This window comes from Gelidibacter maritimus (genome assembly GCF_014062315.1).
In the GTDB taxonomy this organism is placed as follows: domain Bacteria; phylum Bacteroidota; class Bacteroidia; order Flavobacteriales; family Flavobacteriaceae; genus Gelidibacter; species Gelidibacter maritimus.
The window spans coordinates 314,048-332,344 of record NZ_JACGLT010000001.1; the positions used below are offsets into that span (position 1 = coordinate 314,048).

Annotated in this window: 16 protein-coding genes and 1 pseudogene; 7 read left to right on the top strand and 10 right to left on the bottom strand. The window is 36.8% G+C overall.

Annotated features, from left to right (window positions below):
• Positions 1–71: 71 nt before the first annotated feature.
• The gene (locus H3Z82_RS01375; RefSeq protein ID WP_182202085.1) at positions 72–935 is read right to left on the bottom strand and encodes a class I SAM-dependent methyltransferase; all 864 of its coding nucleotides are present in this window, start codon (positions 933–935) and stop codon (positions 72–74) included.
• Between the two features lie 157 nt (positions 936–1,092).
• Positions 1,093–1,677 (bottom strand): methyltransferase domain-containing protein, encoded by a 585-nt coding sequence (locus tag H3Z82_RS01380; RefSeq protein ID WP_182202086.1) that lies wholly within the window; start codon positions 1,675–1,677, stop codon positions 1,093–1,095.
• A 239-nt stretch (positions 1,678–1,916) separates the two neighbouring features.
• Between H3Z82_RS01380 and H3Z82_RS01385 the strand changes: the two genes are divergently transcribed.
• Positions 1,917–2,972 carry an AI-2E family transporter gene (locus tag H3Z82_RS01385; protein ID WP_182202087.1) on the top strand — a complete coding sequence of 352 codons (1,056 nt, stop codon included), beginning with the start codon at positions 1,917–1,919 and terminating at the stop codon, positions 2,970–2,972.
• A gap of 29 nt (positions 2,973–3,001) precedes the next feature.
• Here the strand turns inward: H3Z82_RS01385 and trxA are convergent, their stop codons facing one another.
• From trxA to H3Z82_RS01420, 7 genes are all read right to left on the bottom strand, one after another.
• On the bottom strand, positions 3,002–3,298 hold the full coding sequence (gene trxA, locus H3Z82_RS01390; protein WP_182202088.1) for a thioredoxin: 297 nt from the start codon (positions 3,296–3,298) through the stop codon (positions 3,002–3,004).
• Positions 3,299–3,310: 12 nt separating this feature from the next.
• A complete protein-coding gene (locus H3Z82_RS01395) occupies positions 3,311–3,940 on the bottom strand; it encodes a Tll0287-like domain-containing protein (RefSeq protein ID WP_182202089.1) in 630 nt (209 codons plus the stop codon).
• A 181-nt stretch (positions 3,941–4,121) separates the two neighbouring features.
• Positions 4,122–4,391, bottom strand: a complete 270-nt coding sequence (locus H3Z82_RS01400) for a heavy-metal-associated domain-containing protein (RefSeq protein WP_182202090.1) — start codon at positions 4,389–4,391, stop codon at positions 4,122–4,124.
• Between the two features lie 322 nt (positions 4,392–4,713).
• The gene (locus tag H3Z82_RS01405) at positions 4,714–6,123 is read right to left on the bottom strand and encodes an MBL fold metallo-hydrolase (protein ID WP_182202091.1); all 1,410 of its coding nucleotides are present in this window, start codon (positions 6,121–6,123) and stop codon (positions 4,714–4,716) included.
• A 143-nt stretch (positions 6,124–6,266) separates the two neighbouring features.
• The gene (locus tag H3Z82_RS01410; RefSeq protein WP_182202092.1) at positions 6,267–7,079 is read right to left on the bottom strand and encodes a sulfite exporter TauE/SafE family protein; all 813 of its coding nucleotides are present in this window, start codon (positions 7,077–7,079) and stop codon (positions 6,267–6,269) included.
• 66 nt (positions 7,080–7,145) lie between these two features.
• Positions 7,146–7,778 carry a Crp/Fnr family transcriptional regulator gene (locus H3Z82_RS01415; protein WP_182202093.1) on the bottom strand — a complete coding sequence of 211 codons (633 nt, stop codon included), beginning with the start codon at positions 7,776–7,778 and terminating at the stop codon, positions 7,146–7,148.
• Positions 7,779–8,078: 300 nt separating this feature from the next.
• On the bottom strand, positions 8,079–9,128 hold the full coding sequence (locus tag H3Z82_RS01420) for a GNAT family N-acetyltransferase (protein ID WP_182202094.1): 1,050 nt from the start codon (positions 9,126–9,128) through the stop codon (positions 8,079–8,081).
• A 757-nt stretch (positions 9,129–9,885) separates the two neighbouring features.
• On the opposite strand from H3Z82_RS01420, the pseudogene H3Z82_RS01425 reads away from it, so the two are divergent.
• The 6 genes and pseudogenes from H3Z82_RS01425 (at position 9,886) to H3Z82_RS01450 (ending at position 17,013) form a co-directional block, all read left to right on the top strand.
• Positions 9,886–11,558, top strand: a pseudogene (locus H3Z82_RS01425) (BCCT family transporter).
• A 51-nt stretch (positions 11,559–11,609) separates the two neighbouring features.
• Positions 11,610–12,488 (top strand): universal stress protein, encoded by an 879-nt coding sequence (locus tag H3Z82_RS01430; protein ID WP_182202095.1) that lies wholly within the window; start codon positions 11,610–11,612, stop codon positions 12,486–12,488.
• Positions 12,489–12,896: 408 nt separating this feature from the next.
• Positions 12,897–14,315: a hypothetical protein gene (locus H3Z82_RS01435; protein ID WP_182202096.1), complete on the top strand. Its 1,419-nt coding sequence runs from the start codon at positions 12,897–12,899 to the stop codon at positions 14,313–14,315.
• Between the two features lie 182 nt (positions 14,316–14,497).
• Positions 14,498–15,280, top strand: a complete 783-nt coding sequence (locus H3Z82_RS01440) for an MlaE family ABC transporter permease (RefSeq protein WP_182202097.1) — start codon at positions 14,498–14,500, stop codon at positions 15,278–15,280.
• The gene (locus H3Z82_RS01445; protein ID WP_182202098.1) at positions 15,281–16,033 is read left to right on the top strand and encodes an ABC transporter ATP-binding protein; all 753 of its coding nucleotides are present in this window, start codon (positions 15,281–15,283) and stop codon (positions 16,031–16,033) included.
• Positions 16,034–16,038: 5 nt separating this feature from the next.
• Positions 16,039–17,013, top strand: a complete 975-nt coding sequence (locus H3Z82_RS01450) for an MlaD family protein (RefSeq protein WP_182202099.1) — start codon at positions 16,039–16,041, stop codon at positions 17,011–17,013.
• A 130-nt stretch (positions 17,014–17,143) separates the two neighbouring features.
• On the opposite strand, the gene H3Z82_RS01455 is transcribed toward H3Z82_RS01450, so the two are convergent.
• Positions 17,144–18,133: a DNA topoisomerase IB gene (locus H3Z82_RS01455; RefSeq protein ID WP_182202100.1), complete on the bottom strand. Its 990-nt coding sequence runs from the start codon at positions 18,131–18,133 to the stop codon at positions 17,144–17,146.
• Positions 18,134–18,297: the final 164 nt, after the last annotated feature.

Genomic DNA, 18,297 nt, shown 5'->3' on the forward strand with positions numbered 1-18,297 from the left:
CTGTTTAACCTTTTCGGAATTGTGGCCACACACGCTTATCTCATTTTAAAATTAGTTCTTATGATTAATATTCATGAACTTTTAGCGCCAACGAAAGTTTGTTTGTCAGTAGCTTTAAACCATACTTTCTGTGAAAAATGCCATATATTAAAGCCGGCATTCTTAAAGAGATGAGGATAGTTATGCGAAAACGAAGGTTCGTGGCCGTAGAGTTCTGAATTCGGGTTTGTTTCAAAATTATGATCGGCACCGTTGGGTTCAATAGCAATAAACATGGTTGGTCCCAAATTGTATATGGTGTTAAGTAGTTCTTGTAACTGAGACTCTTTAAAATACTCCAAAACACCCCTGGATGTCACAAAAACGGTTTTATCATGGCCATTGGTTTGAATCCAATCAAACGCATCAGAAGCAATAAAATTGAGCCTTTTGTTATCTTTATATTTTTTATTATTTAATGCGATTTGGTCTTGGCAGAGATCGATACCGATAAAACGATTGATATTGGGAAACTCTGAACTTAAATAATTTAGAACATCGCCATTTCCAGTTCCAATCTCCACTATGGTGTCAAATTCCTCTGGATGATTTGATAATTCACTTTTTAGCAGTTCAAAAATAAATGTACAATGCGGCAGGAAATCTGTATTAAAAGTATCTTTTAATTCAGAAAATAAATCTGTGGCGGACTGATTTATCCAAAAATTACGATTTTGCTCAGCTATAACATCATAATCTTGAATTTTGTCAAGTTTTTGAATGAGCGCAGCACGCATTAACCTTTCTGAGATACTCAGGTTTTTTTTATTTCTGTGTACGAGCGCTATTCTATTTGCGGAAAGCTCCCGCGCCTTTTCAGGCCTAAAAAAAACGAGAGCATTACCTAATGTGCCTGAAACAATTTGATAGAGAACGAGCTTTAACTTTGTGCTCATAAGGCGCTATGTGCTAGTGTTTTGTGTTGTTTTTATGGTAGAGAAATAGAGTATAAAGATAAACTAATTGTTGAAAAAATTTATTTTTTTTATTTTTATATTTGAAAAAATAAAATTCAATACTTACGATTACGAAGGCTCTTAGGCTCTGAGAAAATTAATTTTTCTTTTGAACCCTGAAAAATAATTCCATTCCGGACCTTGATGGATGCGAATTATAAGCCGGTTCCATCAATTGGATTTCGAAATAAGGTTCGAAATACTCTAAATATTCTGTTTTATTACCACCAAAGGGTGGTTTATCAGTATTTAAAGGGACGTTAAAGAGCAGGCCTACAAGTCTTCCGGTGCTATACAGCAATTCAAAAGCTTTTTTAACATATGTCGGTCTTAGATGAGGATTTAGGGCGCAGAAAAAAGTTTGTTCAATTAGGATATCAAATGACATTTCTAAATCAAAAAAATTTTTGTGAATAAGATGTGAGGAAGGAAACGAGGATACCCGTTGCTTGATATTATTTAAGGCTGTTTTGGAGAGGTCCACGACATAAACGTTTTTGAATCCTTGATGGTGCAGATATTCGGCTTCATAGGAATTACCACCACCTGGAATCAAAATCTTCAAGTCTTTATTGGTCAACTGATCAAAATAATTCTTGAGGGGCGGTGAGATTTCTCCCAAATCCCAACCCATTTCTTTATTTTTATAACGCGTGTCCCAATAGTGTTCTGACAAATCCATTTAAATATTAATTTAAAACATTAAAACTGATCTTTAAATGTATGCTTTTTCAATCAATATTCTATTCATGCCCAGTGCTGTAATTAGCTATTTTTTAGTTTGTGGAAGATTACTTCATTATCGGTTGTCTTGCACCAAAGAATCTCATAGGAAATAAACTAAATAAAATTTTATTAGCGTAGTTTTTAGTTTTAGCTAATAGTTGTCTTAATATTGGTTAACTTTCAAAATAATTTTTTATGTCAAAACAGATCAACAAGGAAGAAGGTTTGAGTTATACGAGAAAGGTATGGATTGCAGGATTGATATTTGCATTGATTACGGTAATTCTTCTCATATTTGAAGCTACATTTAACATTGTGATGTTGGTGTTGGCCGGTGCATTAATTGCTTGCTATTTCCGCGGAATCAGCGCCTTTTTAAAACGTCGATACCATCTCAATGGAAAGCTTTCAATGGCGATTTCCGTATTTGGATCATTTTTAATTTTTGGCGGCATGATGTATCTGGTGGGTGCTACAATTTGGAGCCAAACCGTTTCTTTGAAAGAGTCCCTCCCGGAATTGACGGAAAGTCTTAAGAATTTTCTTGAAGAAAGTGACGTTGGTAAGGATGTATTGGCTTGGGCAAACGAAATCAAATCTTCAAAAGAGTTTTCCAATTTTATTTCGACATTTTTTCTAACCACCTTTGGCAGTATTGCCAATATTTATATCATTATTTTAACTGGAATATTTTTAACCATCGCCCCGCGCCTTTATGTCAATGGAATTACGGAACTTGTACCGCCTCCGCATCGCCAACGAGCTAAGGAAGTTTTAAATAATTTAGGAACAAGTCTTACCAAATGGCTTGCTGGAAAATTTATTGCCATGCTTGCCGTATTTATATTGACGGCTATTGGTTTATTGATATTTGATGTTAAGCATTGGTTGACTTTATCAATCCTTGCGGGGTTATTAAATTTCATCCCCAATTTTGGGCCTCTAATTTCAGCGATTCCAGCGTTGCTTGTTGGGCTTTCACAAGACCTTAATCTGGCGATCATTATTGGTGTTATGTATCTTGCCATTCAACTTTTTGAAAGCAGTTTTATTACTCCAAAGGCTCAATATCATTTAATTCGTATTCCTCCAGCACTCATCATACTGGCCCAAATTTTTGTTGGGGCTCTAACGGGACTCTTAGGGGTGATTTTTGCCACCCCATTAATGCTTATAATTATTATCCTGGTACAGGAACTTTATATAACCCCAATGAACAAGAAATATGAAGTTTCCAGAAACCAGAATTAAAATGTCGAACCAAAGCCCGTTTTAACGACTTAATTGCTCGTATTGATGATGTTTATAATCTCATCTCTTTGAAGGACCCCGGATTGTCTCCAAACTTGTTTCCCATTTTTAAATAGTATCATGGTTGGAACACCACGTACTTGATATTTAGCCGCCAATGGCTGATTTTTATCAACATCTATCTTTATAATGGAGACTCCATCGCCTAAACTATCCTTGACCTCTTTTAAAATTGGTGCCAACATTTTACATGGACCGCACCAATCTGCAAAGAAATCGACTAAAACAGGTTTGTCTTGGTTTATTATTTCTGAAAATTTGCTCATTATTTAAAAATTTTAATTATCAAAAGTGACTTTCCAAATGCCTCTTACCTCATTAAGATCATAGCCTAAGGCTTTATCTTCTGGATATAGCACGGTCAATTTTTTAAGTGTAGGAGATTCAATGTTTTTCGGTTTCCCGTGACATTGCATACACATAGGATTTGTTAGAATCGGGAAGTATATCTGTACACCGGCATCGGATGTTTTGACCATTGGCTCTGGAGCGTCCTGGCTTGCAATACTTTTCTTATAGGTTTCTATAACTTCCAATTCCTCAGTATTGGCTTGATTGTTCTGATTTCTTGGCTTATCAGAAACACGTTTCAATTGTACATTATGCACAACCGCCATACTATCTGTCAATGGATACGCCTTTTCATTACAAAATGACAAGGCTCCTATGGTGCCGTCCTTCTTGATGGCCTGCATAAGGTTTTTTCCTAAAACAGCTTGTGCGCTCAAAGCATACTGCACACCTCGTTCAGCATAGATCGTAGTGTCAATAATTTTTGACGATGCTGTTTTTTCTTGATGGGACTGATGGTCTACTTTTTCCTCTACTGAAATACTCTTGGTTTTTTTACCATCATTACAGCTGTAAAAAGATATGAATGCGATAATGGCGAAAGCTAAGTTTTTCATTCTTATATGTTTTGAAGTGAAACTCAATTTTTTATAATAGCGAAGCTATGAATTCAAAATTGTAGGTTAAACTAATTCAGTTTTTCAGTGGTATACTGAGATTAATAACTCATGGCTTTATGTCGAGACATCAAGAAATTGTTCTTTTTTCATACTTCGATCACTCTGCCTTGGGGGTAATTTAATTAGAAAGCTTACCGGTAGCGCAACTTACAAAGGATTTTGCCTTTGAGCTTAAAGAATTGCTGTCATCTACCGATGGATAGCCAAGCTGTTTTAATTTTTCTTTGACTTTGCCCGCGTCAGATTCATTCAAATAACTGAAAGATACCTTGCTTTCCTCTACATCTACTTGTAGATTACTAATATTTGGGATATTTGAAAGTTTGGTGGTAATCGTGTTGACACAACCGCCACATTTAAGATTTTGTACAACTATTGAAGTATTCATTTTTTTTGTTTTATTTACCCACTAACGGGTTTTGTTATTGATATAATTTGCCGAGGTCTTGCCTCGCTGTATTTGTATTTGCCTGACTTTCCATGGACAGAGGGCATTAAAAATTATAGATATTGCATAAAAAAACCAAACGGCGTTTAGCCTAAATATGTGGGTAAACCGTGTTTGATTTTGTGAAATTGTGCGTCATGGCTTCGTTCTTATTCAACTATAATAATAAGTAAATAAACTTTTACCCCGAAATTATTAATACCTCCTAGACTTCTACGTCCATGACGGCCAGACAAGATCCAGAGTCATTTATGGTGATCTTTTATAAGGTTGAAGGACATACGAATTCTGAAACCGCAATATCTGCTTCTTTTATTGATTTAAATCCACCGGCCACATCAATAAGGTTATGGATTCCCCTGCTTTTCAAAATCGAGGACGCGATCATGCTCCTGTAGCCACCTGCACAGTGCACGTAAAACGTTTGGTTACATTGAAATTCTGCCAAATAATCATTGAGATAATCTAAAGGAGTGTTATTTGCATCGACAACATGCTCTGATTGAAATTCACTTTCTTTTCTGACATCAAAAATCGGGACGTTATCTGTAGCAATAATTTCTTTGAAAGTTATAGCTTGAATTGAGGTCACGGTATCATATTCTAAAGCTTCTTCTTTCCAGGCTGTAAAACCACCTTTTAGATAGCCCAAGGTATTGTCAAAGCCCACACGTGATAATCGTGTCACGGTTTCTTCTTCTCTTCCTTGTGGTGTGACCAATAGAATTGGCTGTTTGACATCTGCAATCAAAGCTCCAACCCAAGGTGCAAAACCACCATCTAGCCCGATAAAAATTGATCTCGGAATATGTCCCTTTGCAAATTCTTCTTGACTTCTGACATCTAATATCACGGCCCCAGTTTCATTGGCAGCGGCTTCAAAAGCGTCGGCAGATAAGGCTTGGGTGCCTCTTTTTAATATGACGTCAATATCCTCATACCCTTCCTTATTCATCTTCACATTAAGTGGGAAATAGGATGGAGGAGGTAACAAACCATCGATAACTTCATCAATAAATTCATCTTTTGTCATATCGGCTCTCAATGCATAATTCATCTTTTTTTGGTTGCCCAAAGTGTCTACTGTTTCTTTCATCATGTTTTTACCACAGGCGGAACCTGCGCCATGTGCGGGATAGACGATCACATCATCGGCAAGGGGCATAATTTTGGTTCGTAGACTTTCAAATAGAAATCCAGCCAGATCCCGTTCTGTCAATACACCCATTTTTTGGGCTAAATCTGGACGACCAACATCGCCTAAGAATAAAGTGTCTCCACTAAAAATAGCGTGATCTTTGCCGTTTTCGTCTCTTAAAAGAAACGTTGTACTTTCCATAGTGTGTCCTGGCGTATGTAATGCAATAAGTGTAATATTTCCAATTTTAAATTCTTGACCGTCCTTGGCAATGATGGCCTCAAAGGAAGGATTGGCATTAGGTCCAAAAATAATTGTTGCGCCCGTTTCCTTTGCCAGTGTCATATGCCCACTAACAAAATCGGCGTGGAAATGGGTCTCAAAAATGTATTTGATTTTAGCATTATCTCTCGCTGCTCTATCAAGGTATGGTTTTACTTCTCTCAATGGATCTATGACAGCAACTTCGCCATTACTTTCAATATAATAGGCGCCCTGTGATAAACAACCCGTATAAATTTGCTCAATTTTCATCGTTTTAAATTTTGTTTTCCCGATACACTGCGAGAAAGTTTACTAATTATTTGTAAGTTTTTTTATGTGATTATGTCTTAAGGTGTCAGTTTTATTCAAAACTATCATCTTCTTTCAAATTATACAGTAACCTAGGTTACAAATTAATGTTTAACCATAAACTCCATATAGAAAATGAAGAATGCCATGGCGAATATGAAATAGCCAAAAGCTTTCTTTAGTTTTTTACCATCTATAAAATTACTTAAATAGCTACCAATAAATATGCCTACAAAAGACAAACCTGTAAATAGCGCTAAAAAGGCCCAATCTATGGTCATGGTCAAGGCGTCTCCTAAGAGGAAACCCAATAGCGATTTGAATGCAATAATCATCAGAGAAGTGCCAACGGCAACTTTCATTTCAACTTTTGCCAATATTACAAGTGCTGGAATAATTAAAAAACCACCACCAGCACCAATCAAACCTGTAATTCCACCAACCAATAGCCCTTCGAGTATAATTAAGGGATAGTTGTAATTGATTTTTTGGCCTTTATTTGAAACGGTCTTATTATTTTCCTTGAGCATGGAAAATGCTGCAGGAATCATCAATAAGGCGAAGAACCCAAACATGCCCATCCGTCTTGTAAATTCAAAATCGCCTATTGTAAATAACAGCTCAGGTAATGCAGGGACCACGAAATATCTTACTAAAGAGACCCCAATAATTGACGGAATTCCAAATACAATGGCGGTCCGCCAATCTACAAAACCTTTATAATGTTGTTTTAATCCGCCCACTAATGCGCTGGCGCCTACAATAAACAAAGAGTATGCTGTTGCGGCTTTTTCGTCAATTGAAAATAGATATGCTAATACAGGTACGGCTAAAATGGAGCCTCCGCCACCAATAATACCCAATGAAATGCCAATGCCCAAAGCACTTATATATCCAAAAACCTCAATTAATTCCATTCATTATAACTTATGTGACAAAAATACCCCGTTTTCATGGTAAATGCGGTAACATTGGTTACATAGTCAGAGATTAATTATTTTTAAATAGTTTCTACCAAGTTCTATCTTGCCAAGTTGTTCCATTTTCTTTAATAATCTTGAGATAACTACACGAGAGGTGTATAGGTCATAAGCAATTTCCTGATGGGTGCTATTGATAATATCAGTGTCATTGACCCTAACTTTTTCTATTAAATATTGCGTCAATCTTTCGTCCATCTGATAGAATGCAATACTGTCTAAGGTCATCAGCAATTCATTGATGCGATTATGGTAACTTTCAAAAACAAAATTTCGCCACGATTTATACTTCGCCGTCCATTCTTCCATTTTACCTACTGGGATCATGATCAATTTGGTGTCTATTTCTGCAATGGCCCTGATTTCACTTTGTTTTTGTCCCAAGCAACAGGTCATGGTCATAGAGCAAGTTTCGCCTTTCTCTAAATAATAAAGCAAAAGTTCGTCGCCTTCATTGTCTTCGCGTAATACCTTGATAACTCCAGAGATGAGCAATGGCATGGATCTTACATATTCACCAATTTCCATCATTTTAAAACCTTCAGGAATTTCTTTAAAAGTTCCTACCTGAACTATTTCACTGAGAAGGGCGTCTTCAAAAATGTGCCCGTAACTTTCTTTTAATTGGTTGATCATTATCTAATTGCATTTGCTGGTCTAAAATTGATATCTCAAAAACTATATGATTATTCGTTTATGTAAACCAAGTTTGATGACCCATTCTCGATCGTTAGGAATGGGTTTCTTTTCATATTTCTAAATTACCGGTTCAAGATAAGAAAGTAAGTGATTATGTTGGATAGAGATTCAAATTTTATTTCCAACTACGGGTTGTAGACCCCGAGGTTGTTGATTTGCTAGACGGGTTTTTATTGACCCATTTTGGGCATCAATAAAAAAACAAGAGGTAAGGGGTCAGAAAAATAAATCCATTTATCATGAATTTTTATTTAGCATTGATCTGTATGCAGGGAAAAACTCGGGGTCAATGGCGTCTTCCGTAACCGAATGTTGTAAGCGTTCTTTTAGCAGTGCATCATATACATGCTCATCAACGACATACTTCCAAACTTTAAAGTTTTTAAACTTCTTAGAAAAGTTCCTCTTGAATGCAAAAAGTGAATCTTTTTTACTGCCTCTGCCACCACCAAGATTTAAAAAGTTAAATCCGGCATTGGTTGATTTTATACGCATTTCATCAATTATGAGTTTAATACAGCTTGGATCATGATAATCTTCATTTAAAGCTGATAAATGATATTGAACAAACGGGCCTTTTTCTATGAATAAGACACCGCCATGAATGGTTTTTGAGTCATTATGAATATTCAATAATAATCTTGCGTTAAAATCATTACTCGCCATAAGTCGATGAAAATATTCGTCATTAAAGAAGTATTGGTCATCGGCGTTGACCCGATTCATTGTTCTTATATATAATTTTATAAAAGCATTCAAGTCACTTTTGAGCGTGCTTTCTATTACCGTGCAGGTTTTTCGAGAGGTATTTAGGTAGGTTTTGGTTCGCCTATTAAACTGTTTTCTCTGACTGGTTAAAGATTCCTTCAAATCTATATATACTACAGGACCTAATGTGGTAACAGAACCTAAACCATCAAGTAGTGATTCCTGATATTCCAAATACGGATGAAGTCTTGAAAAAACAGAAACGATTTTTAGATTTTTGAAAAATTCAGTAAGTTCTTTTTGAAAATGTTCTTTATTGAATTGGTCATCCAAGTGCACAGCTATAATTCCAGCATATCCATAAACTGACACAGCATCAAAATAATGGGTGTTTTCTATTGGTCTTAATAATAGAGGGAGTAGTAAGACGGTATTGCCAAAGTTATATTTAATAAGCATGGGCAATTCGTTATTTTTTTTAGAAATATGATGATAATCATAAGTAAAGTAAAAGTCCGATTCATCAACATTTGCTAGTTGCTGACTCCATTTTTCCTTCTCCTTTATAGCTTCAATCATGGATTTATTTTAATAACGAATTTAAAATGAGGGCTTTAGTGTGAAATGTTTTTTTTTCATTGATTATTAGAGAGTTGGTTTGGATTATATGGTGTCAAATGAATTCATATAAGACCTTTTGTGTCTACAGATGAAAAAATTAAACACATTCCTAATCCCATTAGTAACATGGGAAATTCATATTGGAAACAATCAATTTTAACATTTGAAACTTAATTCCAAAAATACATTTTTAACTTTAAAATTTCATAATTATCCGTTCAGTTGTTTATAAATCCGATGATTTTATTTTATAAGAATTATGCCTATTCTAATCTTTAGTTCGTGAACCAATGCGATTTTAAATTGAGCATTATAATTTATATTTCTGATATTTAGATATTATTAATTTAATTTGTGTACGAATTTTGTGATACCTGGATGTTCCCAGCATTCTAAAGAGTTATATCGTAAATTGACGACAAAAAATTTGTAAAGAACCTTTAATTACATTATAATGGGCGTCATTAATTTATTACAAAATTTTATGATGCTCCTAACGCTTCGTTTTTCCGAAACAAAAATAAACCACAACATTTACCATCTATTCTTATTCAGGCGTCTCATTTTCCGAAATAAATACCGCTGATTCATTTAATTAGTTTTAATGTTTTCAGAGATTCACTTAATTTTAGGTGTTTCAAATATTTGATTTCCAAAATTTCACTATTTAAACAAAATAGCCTAACTATTCATTTTATATAAATAACTTATTTTTATGTCGATTAAAGTTACCAGAAAAGAAAGTGCATCAAGATTTTTAGGTCTTGTTGTAAATAAAACTGTTTTTTTAAGCGCGATTGCGGTCATTATCTTTAGCGTAGCGTTTACCCTGATTTTTGAGGAAGAAGCTGAACATTATTTCGGAATCGCCCAAACGTTTGTGTCTGCCCATGGGGGCTGGATATACACTTTAGCGGTAAATTTATTTATCGTTTTTTGTTTGTATATGGCCTTTAGCAAGTTTGGAGCCATCCGAATTGGAGGTAAAAACTCAAAACCCGAATTTAGTCTGTGGGCGTGGTTTGCGATGCTCTTTAGTGCCGGAATTGGAAATGGGCTCGTGCTTTTTAGTATTGCCGACCCGGTCAGGGATTTTTTAAATCCACCAAGATTGGCAGGACAAGAGCCAGCACTCATTGCGCAAGAAGCCATTAACTTCTCATTTTTACATCACGGTATCCACGGTTGGGCAATTTACTCGGTTGTCGGGCTATCATTGGCGTATTTTACATTCAACAGAAAAATGCCATTGACTTTACGCTCTGCATTTTATCCATTATTGGGAAATAGAATCCACGGCTGGATGGGAGATGTGATAGATATAATGGCGGTTATCACAACCCTTTTTGGATTGGCTACCACCATTGGTTTCGGTGTTGGACAGATCAACTCTGGACTCACCCATGTATTTGGCGTTCCGAATGCGTTGTTCTATCAAGTTCTTATTATATTAGGTGTTACATTTGCCGCTACAATCTCCGCATTTAGTGGAGTAAATAGAGGCGTTCAAATGCTCAGTAAACTTAACGTTAGGGTGGCCTCAGCAATCTTTTTGATAGTTCTAATTATAGGACCTACCACGTTTATTTTTAAATCCTATATTCAAAATCTTGGTAGTTATTTAGTCCACTTTGTTGATATGGCCACATGGACGGAATCCTTACAAGGCACAGATTGGCAGAAAACACGAACCATTATGTATTGGGGATGGTGGATTTCCTGGTCGCCATTTGTTGGGACTTTTATTGCACGAATTTCAAGGGGACGCACCATCAAAGAGTTTATTCTTTGTGTCTTGATTTTACCGGCATTGGTAACGTTCTTATGGTTTAGTGCCTTTGGTGGTACGACCATGCGCGATATCCTTCTTGGAGATACCGCTATGATTGCTGCGGTTAATGATAATATCTCTACGGCACTTTATGTATTTTTGACAAATTCCCATTGGCAATGCTGCTAAAAGTGTTGGGGGTGATTTTAATTTGTAGTTTCATCATTACCTCGGCAGATTCAGGTGCTTTGGTTGTGGATAGTATTACTTCGGGTGGAAAATTAAAAACACCAAGGTACCAAAGAGTCATTTGGGCAGTAGCTACAGGATTGATTGCTGCAGTACTAATGTATGGCGGCGGATTGAATGCATTACAAACGGTAGTAACCATTTCCGGGCTGCCCTTTGCCATTCTGTTGGTGATGATGTGTTTTTCATTATTTAGAGGGGTTAGTGAAGATTATCAAAAGTCCGAGCGTAAAGAAAAACTACTGGAACGGGAATCTTATAGGAAAAATATACTTGATTTGGTAAACAAGGAGCGGGAAGAGAAAAACCTCAAGAAAATTGATGCAGAAGCCCAAGCTAAAAAGAAACCTAATATAACTGATATCTAAGTAACTTTGAGTTCTATTGAAAAGCGTTAACGAATTTTATAAATAAATCAAATGACAAAGAAAATAAAATTAGACAACAATTTAAAACTGATGGTAGCTTTAGACCTAACCGAAATGGACCCCATTTTATTAGGTTATGTTAGCTTTCTTTGTAAAGTGTGGAATATCGAACATTTGTATTTTACACATAACATCAAACAGTATAAATTATACGATCTGTACGATGAGTTCCTTGAAGAAGGGATTACGGTTGAAGATATTGTTGACCGTGGTTTGGAACGATCTATTCAAAAACACTATACCGCTTCTGTGCCGCATACCATTTTGATCACTTCCGATGATTATACCGAGAGCATCCTGACCCACCTCGCCAAAGATTATAAAATTGACATCATGGTCACGGGAAATAAAGATGAATTGCAAGGTACCGGTGCCTTGAGCCAGAAATTGGTACGAATGCTCGATGCGCATGTGCTGCTTGTGCCGGAAGAAGCTAAACATAGAATGGAAAATGTCTTGGTGCCAACAGATTTTGGTTCTGCTTCAGCCAAATGTTTTGAAGTTGGCAATAGCCTGGTCGAACGTTCTGGCGGAAATATAGAGGGATTACACGTATATAATATTCCTTCCTTTTTCTTTCCTTATATCAACACGGAAAAGGCCATCGATAAAACCAAACTGCACCTCAAGGAAAAAGTTAAACACTTCCGAAAGAAGTTCAAGCTTCGTGAAGATATTTCGTTCCGATATACGGATAGGGAAGGCCTTTCAGTAGTGGAAGCCATTGAAATTCATGCCGAAAAAGGCGATTTTGATATTGTTGTGGTCTCGGCAAGAGGTGGGAGTAATATCACATCCTTATTTGTGGGAAGTGTAACTAATGATTTATTGATTCGAAACCGAAACATGCCTCTGTTGGTAATACGCTAACTTAAAGTTTTAAAGATTTTATTATACTCACTGCCTCTCTGGATCGATCCTAGAGAGGCATTTTTAATTTTGTTTGATAACCAATACAAATATAAAATTGGAGTTTAAACATCTTTAAAGTCTCGTCTAATGAATCTTAGTTGAAAATGCTTATTTACTTACCATACATCCTTGAGGTCGTGCTAAATAAATGTTAAAAAGCAACCTGTATTTTAGCAGGTATCTCATTTAAAATAAATTTTATTCAAAATAGTGGGTAACAAATTTGTCGTATCGTGTATATCAACCTGAAAGCACAAATTAGTTGTGTGATTAGTATAATTTTTAATATAAACACGAATACAAATGAGAAATCTATTATTTATTTTAGTTTGCCTATTTTCTTTTCATATTTATGGACAAGAAAAAATGAACACGAAAAACCAAGGTTCAACAGAGACAGAGTCTAAAGATAAGTTGGCCCAAGAACCTACTAGAGATGTTGTTAGAGAAGAACGTTGTCCGGTAGAAGGCTATAATATAATCCTCTATAGTGATAAGCCTACTAGCACAGGTGTAAGTGCAAAGCGATATATTGACGTCGTTGGTGTTACAAAACAATTTTACGCAACAGCATCACAAATAGCAGCGCTTCCTAATTTTTCAGGCCTTCCCCAACCAAATGCCGATGCTGTGACCTATAATGGTGCCAATGGTTACTTGTCTGTGGAAAATGTAGGAACTATTGATCCACTGAAAAACTATTGTGATAGAAACGGATATCGACTTATTCCGGCAAATGGCACTATCTATAAAGTTTTCATGGGGAGTAATCATTCTGAGTGGACAGGATCGGTCACTATTACAAGTGGAAGCCACCTTGATAGTGCAGATATCTGGTTATTGGTTAAAACTTATAACGATTTGAGATTTTTTGTTGGAGCTGAAAGAGTTCCACAGAAATGTCTTAGTGGATGCTACAATAGCGGAAGCGGTGGTGGTGTTGGTCCAAACGAACCTGACGGAACGCCTACCAGTTGGGTAGATGCATCTGGAGCGGAACATGATTGGTTTGATGATGAAGATCAAGATGATGGTGTGGGTAATCCAAACGGAGGAATTGGCGAGACTGTATTTCATGAAAAAATTTCGTTAGTTACCGGAGGGGTTTATAATCCGATGGGAGATGATGTTGGGAGTGATACGTACGTTAATCAAATGTATGGTGCCCAATTAGGAGCTTATGTTCCAATAACCGCTAAGCATCCCATTTCTTACGGAATCTATGTGTCAGGTGATTATATGGCATCTAACAAGGCTGATTTCCGCCATCAAGCTAACGGCTATGAAGTTGCTGAAATGCCATCTGCCATTAGAGGCAATAATGAGCAATCTAAAAAACAATCCTTGTTAATGTTTGGAGTTGGGCCTCAGATTAACCTTGGTCTTGGAAAAAATGTAGCTGTAAGCGCCATTGTCCAAGGAGGGTTGGCATCATTCAAGCAAAGTGAATTTTCAATGGTTCAAGAATTTCAGGAAGGTGATGCTCGGATACCTGTAATGATTTTCAATCAAAATGAAACGAAAAGCACTAATTTTTTCTGGATTCCGAGATTGAGAGCCACTTATACCATAACTTCCAGAATAGGAATATGGGCAGAAGGAAATTATTTAATGGGCACGTTAAAAACCGAGCAAATGAGCCTCAATCCAGGAAAACCAAGAAACGACGATGGCACTTATACCTTTGGCCAAATCAACGGAGCTGATCAGGTTGAAACCATTAAAAAGAAGAATTTAAAAGGCCTTGGATTGGGTGTTGGGATAACATTTAGTCTTACAAAATAAGAGTCTGCAAATCACTATTGGTTTATTAAGAAGTCGTCTATAAAGTTATTTGTAGACGACTTTCTTAATTATATTGTAAATGGTCAATAACCTCGATAGGGTGACTTGATATTACCCAATACTGATGCAAATCATGTTTTTAAGAAAATATGTGTTATATATTTGACCTTCACCATCTTTAAATGTCAAAATCAAGTTCCTTTTTAAACCGTTCCAAAACGTTTTTCGCTGAAATAGGTGACATGACTTATTTTGCCGGTCGTTTTTTTAGGGAATTGTTCAGTAGACCTTTTGAGTTTAGAGAACTACTTAGACAATGCTATAATATGGGGAACCGGTCGTTGTTTTTGGTGATTGTCACAGGATTTATATTAGGTTTGGTCTTTACGCTGCAATCTCGACCTACGTTGACCCAGTTTGGTGCAGAATCTTGGATGCCTTCCATGATCAGCTTATCCATTGTGAGAGAGATTGGTCCGGTAATAATTGCATTGATCTGTGCTGGTAAGATCGGATCGGGCATAGGAGCAGAGATTGGTTCTATGCGCGTTACTGAACAAATTGATGCCATGGAGGTGTCAGGTACTAATCCGTTTAAATATTTGGTGGTGACCCGAATTCTTGCGGTCACGCTTATGTTGCCGTTATTGGTAATTTTGGGCGATGCAGTTGCCCTCGTGGGGTCTGCAATTATAGAAAATCTGAAAGGAGGCGTTTCTTATACGCTTTATTTTAATCAAGTTTTTGACGCTTTGAAGTTTAGTGACGTTTTTCCGGCAACGGTCAAAACCTTTTTCTTTGGATTTGCCATTGGTCTTGTAGGAACCTATAAAGGCTATAATTGCGCCAAAGGGACCGTTGGTGTGGGAGAGGCTTCAAATTCCGCAGTAGTATACACGTCCATGTTGCTTTTTATCATTGACTTCATCGCCGTTTTTGTAACTGATATATTTTATACGCTATAAATGAATTCCGAAAAACATAAAAAACCCGTTTTAGAACTGAAAGACATAAAAAAGAGTTTTGGAGATAACCACGTGCTCAAGGGATTCAGTCTGACACTACATGAAGGGGAAAACCTCGTCATCATGGGGAAATCGGGTTCTGGAAAATCGGTAATGGTCAAGTGTATTGTGGGATTGATCCAGCCCGATAGCGGCAGTATTAGAATCAAGGATCAGGATATCATCACAATGGGCCAAAAGGAATTGGATTTTTTACGCACCGAAATCGGCTATCTTTTCCAAGGAAGCGCCTTATACGATTCAATGACCGTCAGAGAGAATCTGGAGTTTCCATTGCGGCGTCATAAGGATAAGATCAAAAATTTTCAGGGGACTGAAGCGTCGGTTCATGAAGCGCTCAAAAGTGTTGGACTTTTGGACGCCATTGACAGGATGCCAGCAGAGTTATCGGGCGGTATGCAACGAAGGGTCGCCTTGGCGAGAGCATTGATTTTAAAACCAAAAATCATTATGTATGATGAACCCACTACAGGACTGGACCCAATTACGGCAAATGAAATCATTCAGCTCATGCGGAGCATTCAAAAGGAGTATAACACCTCGTCATTGATAATTACACACGACGTGGATTGCGCGCGCGTCATATCAAATCGGATGATCTTGCTGGTTGATGGTATCAATTATGCTGAGGGTACCTTTGAAGAACTTTCAAATTCGAAAGACCCACAGACCAGAGCATTTTTTAAAAATTAAGTTTTATGGCAAAATCAAATTCACAAAAAGTAAGAGTCGGAATCTTCGTGGTCGTAGGCACAATTATCCTCGTGGGTGCCCTATACTTTATAGGATCACGACAACATATCTTTACCAAGAACATCTATTTATACTCAGTCTTTGATAATGTAAATGGTCTTATATTAGGTAATAATGTGAGGTATTCGGGTATCAACGTCGGGACGGTGACCAAAATCGAAATGACGGAAGTCGGTAAAATTACTATTGAGATGACCGTGGAGGAAAAGGCGGCATACTTTATTAAAAAAGATGCAGTGGCATCCATCAGTTCAGATGGCTTGGTAGGAAGCATGGTTGTGAATATCAGTCCTGGAGATCAACAGCATGGAGCAAACGTAGTTACGGGGGATTATATCAAGGCGGCCAGTAAAGTCGGTATGGATGATATGCTGGTAACATTAAGTGCTACCAGTGAAAACCTTTCAAGAATTACGAATCAAATCTTATTGGGTGATGGTGCTTTGGGAGTGTTGATCAACGACACGATCATGGCACAGAATATACAACAAACACTTATAGAACTCCGAAAAACTTCCGAAGGCACTGGTTTGGCTATGGCAAAGATCAATCAGGTCATTTCCAAAATCAACTATGACGAAAGTGCTGCTGCCGTTATTTTGAGCGATACCGCTGCTGCCAATCAAATCAGAAAAGTGTTTGCCAATTTAGAAGCTTCTAGCGAGGATGTCAACACCATTACCAAAAATTTGGATACCTATATCCAAGATATAAAATCCGGGAAAGGGGCGCTAAACCATCTTACCCAAGATGAAACTTTTGTTCAGGAAATAGATTCTACGATGATCCAGATAAAAGAAGCATCGGAAAAATTAAATGAAAATATGGAGGCCTTGCAGCATAACTTCTTTTTCCGTGGTTATTTTAAGAAAAAAGCAAGGCAAGAACGGAAGGAAGCTAAGAGAAACGAGCAAAAGTAGGATTGAGGAAACTCTGTGTTACCGGCCTTAATAAACTACTGATTATTTATCAAGTTAAGACTTCAGTATACACCGCGTTAGTTGCGTTTTCAATTGTATATCAATACATCTAATAACAGAGTTAAAGGTGTTATTTTTTCTTTAAACGACTACGCAACATACACAAAACGCCAACTTCTTCTTTGGATAAATTTTCGGCTTTTTTGAGTAGTTTATTTATTTCCTTCTCAAAATACTTTAATGTGCGTCCTTCAGTGTAAACTTCAATAATTCTTGGATCTATGTAGGAGCTACGAGCAACTGATGGTGTGTTCCCCAAGCGCTCGGAGACACGGTTAACCGCCTCCTTAATGTTTTTATCCAACGATTTTTGATCTTCTTTATCCACCACACCCAGTTCATCCAAGGCAATGGCAGCAATCATAGTGCCTGCCCAAGTCCTAAAATCTTTTGCTGAGAAATCGTCACCCATCACTTCGTGGATATAGGAATTCAGATCATCACTTTTTACATCGATAATACGATTGTCTTCATCAAGATATTTAAAAACCTCATAGCCTCGCATATCATCAATCTCTTGAACTATTTTGGCCAGTTTTTTATCAATAATATGTTTTTCTTGCTCTTGGCCTGACTTCCCTTTATATTCAAATATTATTTCGTCTCCATTGATTGTTAAGTGCTTGTGTCGCAATGTGGTGAGTCCGTAGGTGTCATTTTCCTTAGAGTATGTATCACTTCCAGGTCTAAAAAATGCCGATTCCAATAATCTGAGCATCGTAGCCATCACTTTATCACGGTCTAACTTTCGTTTTCGTAAATGTTGACCTGTAACGCGTCGCATGTGTTCCAACTGATCCGCAAATTCAATAATCCGATCAAATTTTTTCGAGTTCTGTCTTTCAATATACTTCGGATGATAAATATATTGTTTTCGATCTTTATCATCCCGTCCTGTCACCAAAAGATCTGCTTTTTTATTTTCATCAATTTCTACATCAGTCCACGCTGGTGGAATAACGAGCGATTTTATCCAATTACGAATAGCTTCGTCTTTAATGGTTTTACCATTTTTATCCTGATAGGTAAAACCTTTGCCGCATTTCTTTCTGTAGTACATGGTCGGATATTTTTATAAAATTAAATCAAAAATGTAAATCTGATAATCTCAATACCGCTAATTCTTGACCATTATGCTAAAATTTCTGATGGTAATTAGAGCTGTGATCTAATGGGATGATATGTTATCGGGATGTTATCAAAAGAAAAGTTTATATTGAAATT

Coding starts and splice junctions, on each gene's coding strand:
- H3Z82_RS01415 (WP_182202093.1), bottom strand. CDS start 7,778: ATGATCAACCAATTAAAAGAAAGTTACGGGCACATTTTTGAAGACGCC.
- H3Z82_RS01445 (WP_182202098.1), top strand. CDS start 15,281: ATGAATTCCGAAAAACATAAAAAACCCGTTTTAGAACTGAAAGACATA.
- H3Z82_RS01405 (WP_182202091.1), bottom strand. CDS start 6,123: ATGAAAATTGAGCAAATTTATACGGGTTGTTTATCACAGGGCGCCTAT.
- H3Z82_RS01395 (WP_182202089.1), bottom strand. CDS start 3,940: ATGAAAAACTTAGCTTTCGCCATTATCGCATTCATATCTTTTTACAGC.
- H3Z82_RS01385 (WP_182202087.1), top strand. CDS start 1,917: ATGTCAAAACAGATCAACAAGGAAGAAGGTTTGAGTTATACGAGAAAG.
- H3Z82_RS01380 (WP_182202086.1), bottom strand. CDS start 1,677: ATGGATTTGTCAGAACACTATTGGGACACGCGTTATAAAAATAAAGAA.
- trxA (WP_182202088.1), bottom strand. CDS start 3,298: ATGAGCAAATTTTCAGAAATAATAAACCAAGACAAACCTGTTTTAGTC.
- H3Z82_RS01430 (WP_182202095.1), top strand. CDS start 11,610: ATGACAAAGAAAATAAAATTAGACAACAATTTAAAACTGATGGTAGCT.
- H3Z82_RS01420 (WP_182202094.1), bottom strand. CDS start 9,128: ATGATTGAAGCTATAAAGGAGAAGGAAAAATGGAGTCAGCAACTAGCA.
- H3Z82_RS01400 (WP_182202090.1), bottom strand. CDS start 4,391: ATGAATACTTCAATAGTTGTACAAAATCTTAAATGTGGCGGTTGTGTC.
- H3Z82_RS01410 (WP_182202092.1), bottom strand. CDS start 7,079: ATGGAATTAATTGAGGTTTTTGGATATATAAGTGCTTTGGGCATTGGC.
- H3Z82_RS01455 (WP_182202100.1), bottom strand. CDS start 18,133: ATGTACTACAGAAAGAAATGCGGCAAAGGTTTTACCTATCAGGATAAA.
- H3Z82_RS01450 (WP_182202099.1), top strand. CDS start 16,039: ATGGCAAAATCAAATTCACAAAAAGTAAGAGTCGGAATCTTCGTGGTC.
- H3Z82_RS01375 (WP_182202085.1), bottom strand. CDS start 935: ATGAGCACAAAGTTAAAGCTCGTTCTCTATCAAATTGTTTCAGGCACA.
- H3Z82_RS01440 (WP_182202097.1), top strand. CDS start 14,498: ATGTCAAAATCAAGTTCCTTTTTAAACCGTTCCAAAACGTTTTTCGCT.
- H3Z82_RS01435 (WP_182202096.1), top strand. CDS start 12,897: ATGAACACGAAAAACCAAGGTTCAACAGAGACAGAGTCTAAAGATAAG.